Raw genomic sequence first — 8,116 nt, forward strand, 5'->3', positions numbered from 1 at the left:
TCGTAGACCGGGGTGCGGGCGGCGTGGATGGCGTTGTGGGCGGGGCTGTCACTGTGACCGAAGCCGTCGAGGATGATGAGTACCAGCGGTTTGGGCGTAGCAGTCATGTTGCGACCCTCCTGGGGAGGCTGAGGCTGGGGAAGAAGGCCCGGCAGGCCGGGCGCCTTGGGATTCGATAGAAGGTCTTGCCGGTGGGCTGTGCCCCGGCTTTCGGCATGCGGGCGTGCCGGGAGAGGGCGTGGGGTGCCAGAGGCGTTCGGGCTGACAGTGGCATGCACTTACTCATGGGCGCGCGGAAGTCGGCTTGGCTGCTGGCATTTCGTACGGGCTCTGCGAACGATGACAAGGCGCCATGCGTACGTACCTTGAGGTGTATTGTTGTAAATTTACTTAAATTTAAGGTTTTTATCCCTTTAAGGTCAAGATTATGTAGGGTTTATTACGTAATTTAACGGTGCTTAATCGTTTCTTCGGCAAAACTGACCCGGGCACGTCCCGGACCTCGCCGGAGCGGGATCTTGAGCAGCAAGGCGTTGTGGGCAGGCCCGGCATGGTAAGCCTCCTATTATTGTTGTTCTTGAGCTGGACAGTTTTAGATAGCGCTAACTTAAATAGCTAAAAAATATAACGCCCAGGTCAGTCAGGCTCATGCTGGCGCCACCATTGGTGGGCGGCGGCGGCCAGTTGCGGAATGTCCTGGCGCGAGGCGTCCAGGACCAGGGTCAGGGGTTCGTCCACAGGCGGTTCGAGGGTGGCGAACTGGCTGTCGATCATACTCGCCGGCATGAAATGGCCGGGGCGTTCGGCGACCCGGCGGGCGGCGACGGCGGGCGTCAGTTCGAGGTAGACGAAGCCGACTCCGGGCGCGGCGCTGCGCAGGTGCTCGCGGTAGCTGCGCTTGAGAGCCGAGCAGGAAAGCACCGGGCGCTGCCCGGCAGCGATGGCGCGGCGCAGCTCCTTGCAGAGGTCGTCCAGCCAGCCGTCGCGGTCCTCGTCGGTCAGCGGAATGCCGGCGCTCATCTTGCGAATGTTTTCCGCGGGGTGGAAGGCGTCGCCCTCAATGCAGGTGGCGCCGCTGAGCCGGCAGAGCGCCTGGCCGACGCTGGACTTGCCGCAGCCGGCGACGCCCATGATCACCAGGGCCGGAATGGGTGTGTGCATATGTCACCTCGTTGGGTGGATAGCGCCACCTTCGCGGAGGCCGAAGCAATTCGCAAGACGGGGTTGTCGCGTGGCCCGAGTCGTTCGTTGTCGTGACTCATGCCCGGAGGCTTGCTGGGGCGACGCCAGCCACGGGCGGATCGAGCGTTTTCCAGAGATTGCCGTGGCCTGTGGGACAGCGCTATCCTATGAGTCGTCCTCTGGTTTGACAAGCCGGTCGGAGGGGATGGGGGGAGACGGCGACGGCGCAGCGGGGCGAGAATGGCCGCCCCGCAGGTGCTGCAGTCTTCCGCGGTGCCTGCCGTTCCATTCCGATACTGCTCATGGTGCGACTGTCTAGATGACCACCCCCAAGAACGATAAGAATACCCGTACCACCGGACGTCCGACGCTCAACGAAGTGGCGCGTAGCGCCGGCGTCAGTCCGATCACCGCCTCCCGTGCCCTGCGCGGCATTCCCAGCGTCGCCGAGGAGCTGGCGCAGCGGGTTCGCGACGCTGCCCGCGAACTGGGCTATGTGGCCAATCCGGCGGCCCGGGCGCTGGCTTCTGCGCGCAGCCAGACCGTGGCGGTGGTGGTGCCCTCCCTGGGCAACCAGCTGTTCGTCGAAACCCTCGAGGCCATACACGCGGTGATGCGGCCGAAGGGGCTGGAGGTGCTGATCGGCAACTCCCACTACTCGCGCGACGAGGAGGAGGACCTGATCCGCAACTACCTCGCCTACCAGCCGCGCGGCCTGCTGCTCACCGGCTTCGAGCGCACCGAGAGTGCGCGGCGCATGCTCGACTCCAGCGGCATTCCCTGCGTCTACATGATGGATCTGGATTCCGGCGCCGGCCTGCATTGCGTCGGCTTCTCGCAGCTGCGCGCCGGCGCGGCGGCAGCCGAGCATTTGATCGCGCGCGGCCGGCAGCGGATGGCCTTCGTCGGCGCCCAGCTCGACCAGCGCACCCTGCTGCGCGGCGAGGGTTTCCGTCGGGCCCTGCAGCAGGCCGGCCTCTACGATCCGGCCCTGGAGCTACTGACTCCGCGGTCGTCTTCCGTCGGTCTGGGCTGCGAGCTGTTCAACCAGCTGCTGGCCAGTCATCCGCAGATCGACGCCATCTTCTTCGGCAACGACGACCTGGCCCACGGCGCCCTGCTGGAGGCCATGCGCCGCGGCGTGAAGGTTCCCGAGCAGGTTGCGGTGCTTGGCTTCAACGACCTGCCGGCCTCGTCCTTCATGGTGCCGCGGCTCAGCAGCATCCGCACGCCGCGCGAAGCCATCGGCCGCCGCGCCGCCGAACTGCTGCTCGCGCTGATGGCCGGCCAGTCGATCGCCGAGCCGGTGCAGGACATCGGCTTCGAACTGATGGTGCGCGAGAGCACCTGAGCGTTTTCGCGCCGGGCAGGGGGATCTGCACCTTCCCGGCGCATTGCGCAGCTGCTGCCCGGTTGGATTCGGCGGTCGGCCCGGTTTTCGTTTGGCTTCTAATTTTGTTGTTAAAACAATATCAAAATACGCAAATAAAGGGCTGTTTTTTCCGTTAATACAAGGTATGGTTGTTTTTATAAAATAAACATAGCCGCTATCTGGAGTCTATCCCATGCATCCCCGCGTCCTTGAGGTAACCGAACGCTTGGTCGAACGCAGCCGTGCCACGCGCGAGCGCTATCTGGCCATGATCCAGGCTGCCGCCGCTGAGGGGCCGCAACGCGGCAAACTGCAGTGCGCCAACTTCGCCCACGGCGTGGCTGCCTGCGACGGCAGCGACAAGCAGCGCCTGCGGCTGATGGACTCCGTCAACGTGGCCATCGTCACGGCCTACAACGACATGCTCTCCGCCCACCAGCCCTATGAGCACTATCCGGAGCGGATCAAGCGCGTCCTGCGCGACATGGGCTCGGTCGGTCAGGTCGCCGGCGGCGTGCCGGCCATGTGCGATGGCGTGACTCAGGGTGAGCCGGGCATGGAACTGGCCTTGGCCAGCCGTGAAGTGATTGCGCTGTCCACGGCGGTGGCGCTGTCCCACAACATGTTCGATGCCGCCCTGTACCTCGGCATCTGCGACAAGATCGTCCCCGGCCTGCTGATGGGGGCCCTGCGCTTCGGCCACCTGCCGGCGCTGTTCATGCCCAGCGGGCCGATGGTTTCGGGCCTGTCGAACAAAGAAAAGGCGGATGTGAGGCAGCGCTACGCCGAAGGCAAGGCCAGCCGCGACGAGTTGCTCGAGTCCGAGATGAAGGCCTATCACGGCGTCGGCACCTGCACCTTCTACGGCACTGCCAACACCAACCAGATGCTGATGGAAGTGATGGGCCTGCATCTGCCGGGTTCCTCCTTCGTCAATCCCGGCACCCCGCTGCGCGACCTGCTGACCGAGGAGGCGGCCCGCCAGGTCACCCGCCTGACCAGGCAGGGCGGGCAGTTCATGCCGCTCGGCGAGATCGTCGACGAGCGCGTGGTGGTCAACTCGGTGGTGGCGCTGCATGCCACCGGCGGCTCCACCAACCACACCCTGCACCTGCCGGCCATCGCCCAGGCTGCCGGCATCCAACTGACCTGGCAGGACATGGCCGACCTCTCCGAGGTGGTGCCGACCCTGACCAAGGTCTATCCGAACGGCAAGGCCGACATTAACCACTTCCAGGCCGCCGGCGGCGTGGCCTTCCTGGTTCGCGAGCTGATCGACGCCGGGCTGCTCCACGAGGACGTCAATACCGTGGTCGGGCGCGGCCTGCGCCGCTACGCCCAGGAGCCCTTCCTCGACGGGGAGCAGCTGGTCTGGCGCGACGGCCCGGCACAGAGCCTCGACGAGAACATCCTGCGTCCGGCGGCGCGGCCCTTCTCGGCCGAGGGTGGCCTGCGGGTGATGGTCGGCAACCTGGGGCGGGGAGTGATGAAGGTGTCCGCAGTGGCGCCCGAGCATCAGGTGGTGGAGGCGCCGGCGCGTGTGTTCCGCGACCAGCAGGAGCTGGCCGATGCCTTCAAGGCCGGCGAGATGGAGCGCGACCTGGTGGCGGTGATGCTCTTCCAGGGCCCGCGCAGCAACGGCATGCCCGAGCTGCACAAGATGACCCCCTATCTGGGCGTGCTGCAGGACCGCGGCTTCAAGGTGGCGCTGGTGACCGACGGGCGCATGTCCGGCGCCTCCGGCAAGGTCCCGGCGGCCATCCATGTCTGTCCGGAAGCCATCGACGGCGGCCCGCTGGCCAGGCTGCGCGACGGCGACGTGATTCGTGTAGACGGCCAGGCCGGCACCCTGGAAGTGCTGGTCGATGCCGCCGAACTGGCCGCCCGCGAACCGGCGAGCGCCCCGCAGGACGCTGGCGTCGGCTGCGGCCGCGAGCTGTTCTCCTTCATGCGGACGTCCTTCAGCACGGCGGAGCAGGGCGCGAGCGCCTTCACCGCCGGTCTGGAAGGGCTGAAGTAGGGGGGGCTAGAGGAGCTCGTCGTCGCTCGGATAGCGGGTGCTGTTGAGGCTCTCTTTGATCTTGCGCAGGTGCGGCTGGAAGTCCGTACCACGGCGCAGGGTCATGCCGGTGGCGAGCACGTCGAGCACGGTGAGCTGGATGATCCGCGAAGTCATCGGCATGTAGATGTCGGTGTCCTCCGGCAGCGGGATGTCCAGGCTCAGGGTGCAGGCCCTGGCCAGCGGCGAGTCGGCGGCGGTCAGGCCGAGCACCGAGGCGCCGTTCTCGCGGGCCAGGTGCGCCACCTCGACCAGCTCGCGGGTGCGCCCGGTGTAGGAAATGATCACGAAGAGGTCGCCGGTATGAGCCACCGAGGCGAGCATGCGCTGCATCAGCACGTCGCTCTGCGCCGACACGGCGAGGTTGAAGCGGAAGAACTTGTGCTGGGCGTCCTGGGCCACCGAGGCGGAGGCGCCGAGGCCGAAGAAGTGGATCTGCCGGGCTTGGATCAGCAGGTCGACGGCCCGGTCGATGGCCTGGGGATCGAGCGCCTGCCAGGCGCTGTCCAGCGAGGCGATGGTGCTGCCGAAGATCTTCCGGGTGTAGGCTTCGGGGCCGTCGTCGGCTTCCACGGCGCGGCTCACATAGGCGGCGCCGCTGGCCAAGCTCTGCGCCAGTTGCAGTTTCAGTTCCGGGTAGCCGCTGACGCCGAACGAGCGGCAGAAGCGGTTGACGGTCGGTTCGCTGACCTGGGCGGCCTGGGCCAGCGAGGCGATGCTGTAGCGGGTGGCTTGTTTCGGGTCCTGCAAGATGGCTTCAGCGACCTTGCGCTCGGCCTTGTTCAGCTCTTCCAGACGGTTCTGGATCTGTTCCAGCAGGTTACGCGTGCGATCCATGTTGGTTCCTGGGATGGATGGTGCATTGAGTGCCTTATCGTAACTGGGCGCTTCCGGCAGGAGCCACTGGAAATCCCGGTTATGGAGAAATGTTGTTTTATTACGTAATTTTTGTTGATGAAACGATTCAACAATGCTTTCATAAATCGTGACTTTGATAAAAGAACAAATACCATGACTGTTACTCCTGTCGAGCCTTGCACCTTCGCCCTGTTCGGCGCGCTCGGTGACCTGGCCTTGCGCAAGTTGTTCCCCGCCCTCTATCAACTGGACCGCGCCGGCCTGCTGTGTCCCGACACGCGGCTGCTGGCCCTGGCCCGCGAGTCCGGCGAGGAGAGTCGCCACCTGGCCACCATCGCCGAGCACCTGCGCCGCCATGTGCCGGGCGTGGAGCTGGAGGAGGGCGTCCTGCAGCGCTTCCTTGGCCGCCTGGACTACCTGTCGATGGATTTCCTCAACGCGGGCGACTACGCCGCGCTGGCCGACCGGGTCGGCGACGCCGAGCGGCTGATCGCCTACTTCGCCACCCCGGCGGCGCTCTACGAGCCGATCTGCGCCGGGCTGGCCGAGGTCGGCCTGGCCGAGCGCACCCGCGTGGTGCTGGAGAAGCCGATCGGCCACGACCTGGCGTCCTCGCGCAAGGTCAACGACGCGGTGGCGCGGCACTTCCCGGAAGACCGCACCTACCGGATCGACCACTACCTGGGCAAGGAGACGGTGCAGAACCTGATCGCCCTGCGCTTCGCCAACAGCCTGTTCGAGACCCAGTGGAACCAGAACCACATCTCCCACGTGGAAATCACCGTGGCCGAGCAGGTGGGCATCGAGGGTCGCTGGGGCTACTTCGACAAGGCCGGCCAGCTGCGCGACATGATCCAGAACCACCTGCTGCAGCTGCTCTGCCTGATCGCCATGGACCCGCCAAGCGACCTGTCGGCCGACAGCATCCGCGACGAGAAGGTCAAGGTGCTCAAGGCGCTGGCGCCGATCGACGCCGCCCAGCTGAGCCAGCAGGTGGTGCGCGGCCAGTACGTGGCCGGCAGCATCCTCGGCAAGCCGGTACCCGGCTACCTGGAAGAGGACAACGCCAACCCCAGCAGCGACACCGAGACCTTCGTCGCCCTGCGCGCGGAGATCCGCAACTGGCGCTGGGCGGGGGTGCCGTTCTACCTGCGCACCGGCAAGCGGATGCCGGAAAAACTGTCGCAGATCGTCATCCACTTCAAGGCGCCGCCGCACTACATCTTCGCCGCGGAGCAGCGCCCGCTGATCGGCAACAAGCTGATCATCCGCCTGCAGCCGAACGAGAGCATCGCCCTGCAGGTGATGACCAAGGAGCAGGGGCTGGACAAGGGCATGCAGCTGCGCAGCGGTCCGCTGCAGCTGAATTTCTCCGACACCTACCGCAGCGCGCGGATCCCCGACGCCTACGAGCGTCTGCTGCTGGAAGTGATGAAGGGCAACCAGAATCTGTTCGTGCGCAAGGACGAGATCGAGCACGCCTGGCTGTGGTGCGACCGGCTGATCGCCGGCTGGCGCCTGCAGGGCGAGGCGCCCAAGCCCTACGCGGCGGGCAGCTGGGGGCCGCTGTCGTCGATCGCACTGATCACCCGTGACGGGAAGAGCTGGTATGGCGACTTCTGAGGCCGTCCGGCTCGCCCCGGTCGAGTCCGGCGGTTGTCCGGCTCGCCAGGGACAGCGCTACCTGATCCATTGTGCCGATTCATGCCCTTTTCCGAATTTTTCCGACCTCTACCGGTGCCTGTGAGCCCGAAGGACCAACCGATATGAGCAGCATTCAGAACAATAAGCCGGCAACCTCCCAGACCGTGCCGAGCATGGCCGACAAGGTCGCCCTGATCGATCGGCTGTGCAAAGAGGCCCGCATCCTTCCAGTCATCACCATCGAGCGTGAGGCGGACATCCTGCCGATGGCCGACGCCCTGGCCGCCGGCGGCCTGCGCACCCTGGAGGTCACCCTGCGCTCCGAGCACGGCCTGACCGCCATCCGCATGCTGCGCGAGGCGCGCCCTGACCTCTGCGTCGGCGCCGGCACCGTGCTCGACGAAACGATGCTGGCCGATGCCGTGGCGGCAGGGGCGCAGTTCATCGTCACCCCCGGCAGCACCCCCGAACTGCTGAAGGCCGGAGTGAGCTGCCCGGTACCGCTGCTGCCCGGTATCGGCAGTGCCTCGGAGCTCATGCTCGGCTACGCCCTGGGCTACCGCCGCTTCAAGCTGTTCCCGGCCGAGATCTCCGGTGGCATCCCGGCGCTGAAGGCACTCGGCGGGCCGTTCGGCAACGTCCGTTTCTGCCCCACCGGCGGCGTCAACCCGGGCAACGTCAAGAACTACATGGCGCAACCCAACGTGATGTGCGTGGGCGGCACCTGGATGCTGGAGAGCGCCTGGACGCGTGCCGGCGACTGGCAGCGCGTTCAGCAGGCCAGTGCCGAAGCCCTGCAAATGCTGGGCTGACCGCCTGACCCGAAGGCTTTTCCGCTTGCCCGCTTTTGCTTTGCATAGAAAGTTCCCTGGAGGAATCAACAAGATGCTGCGAAGAACCAAGATTGTCGCCACCCTCGGCCCAGCCACCGAAACCCCCGAAGTCCTCGAAGGCCTGATCAAGGCCGGCGTCGACGTGGTGCGCCTGAACTTCTCCCACGG

7 protein-coding genes are annotated in these 8,116 nt (G+C 65.9%); 5 read left to right on the plus strand and 2 right to left on the minus strand.

What is annotated here, in order from left to right; translation table 11 throughout:
* Positions 1 to 636 precede the first annotated feature (636 nt).
* A complete protein-coding gene (locus EV691_RS22685; RefSeq protein WP_131301629.1) occupies positions 637 to 1,161 on the minus strand; it encodes a gluconokinase in 525 nt (174 codons plus the stop codon).
* Between the two features lie 340 nt (positions 1,162 to 1,501).
* Here EV691_RS22685 and gntR point away from each other — a divergent pair, with 340 nt between their 5' ends.
* Positions 1,502 to 2,533, plus strand: a complete 1,032-nt coding sequence (gene gntR, locus EV691_RS22690; RefSeq protein ID WP_039804373.1) for an HTH-type transcriptional regulator GntR — start codon at positions 1,502 to 1,504, stop codon at positions 2,531 to 2,533.
* A gap of 214 nt (positions 2,534 to 2,747) precedes the next feature.
* Positions 2,748 to 4,574 carry a phosphogluconate dehydratase gene (gene edd, locus EV691_RS22695; RefSeq protein WP_131301632.1) on the plus strand — a complete coding sequence of 609 codons (1,827 nt, stop codon included), beginning with the start codon at positions 2,748 to 2,750 and terminating at the stop codon, positions 4,572 to 4,574.
* Between the two features lie 6 nt (positions 4,575 to 4,580).
* Here edd and EV691_RS22700 read toward each other — a convergent pair whose 3' ends face one another.
* Positions 4,581 to 5,450, minus strand: a complete 870-nt coding sequence (locus EV691_RS22700) for a MurR/RpiR family transcriptional regulator (protein WP_089168059.1) — start codon at positions 5,448 to 5,450, stop codon at positions 4,581 to 4,583.
* A gap of 174 nt (positions 5,451 to 5,624) precedes the next feature.
* Between EV691_RS22700 and zwf the strand changes: the two genes are divergently transcribed.
* The 3 genes from zwf to EV691_RS22715 all read left to right on the plus strand — a co-directional run.
* Positions 5,625 to 7,094 (plus strand): glucose-6-phosphate dehydrogenase, encoded by a 1,470-nt coding sequence (gene zwf / locus EV691_RS22705; protein ID WP_131301635.1) that lies wholly within the window; start codon positions 5,625 to 5,627, stop codon positions 7,092 to 7,094.
* 143 nt (positions 7,095 to 7,237) lie between these two features.
* On the plus strand, positions 7,238 to 7,927 hold the full coding sequence (locus tag EV691_RS22710; RefSeq protein WP_207390283.1) for a bifunctional 4-hydroxy-2-oxoglutarate aldolase/2-dehydro-3-deoxy-phosphogluconate aldolase: 690 nt from the start codon (positions 7,238 to 7,240) through the stop codon (positions 7,925 to 7,927).
* Between the two features lie 73 nt (positions 7,928 to 8,000).
* Positions 8,001 to 8,116 (plus strand): pyruvate kinase (locus EV691_RS22715; protein WP_131837569.1); only part of this gene is annotated, 116 nt, incomplete at its 3' end.

It is taken from the genome of Azotobacter chroococcum (assembly GCF_004339665.1).
GTDB classification, from domain to species: domain Bacteria; phylum Pseudomonadota; class Gammaproteobacteria; order Pseudomonadales; family Pseudomonadaceae; genus Azotobacter; species Azotobacter chroococcum.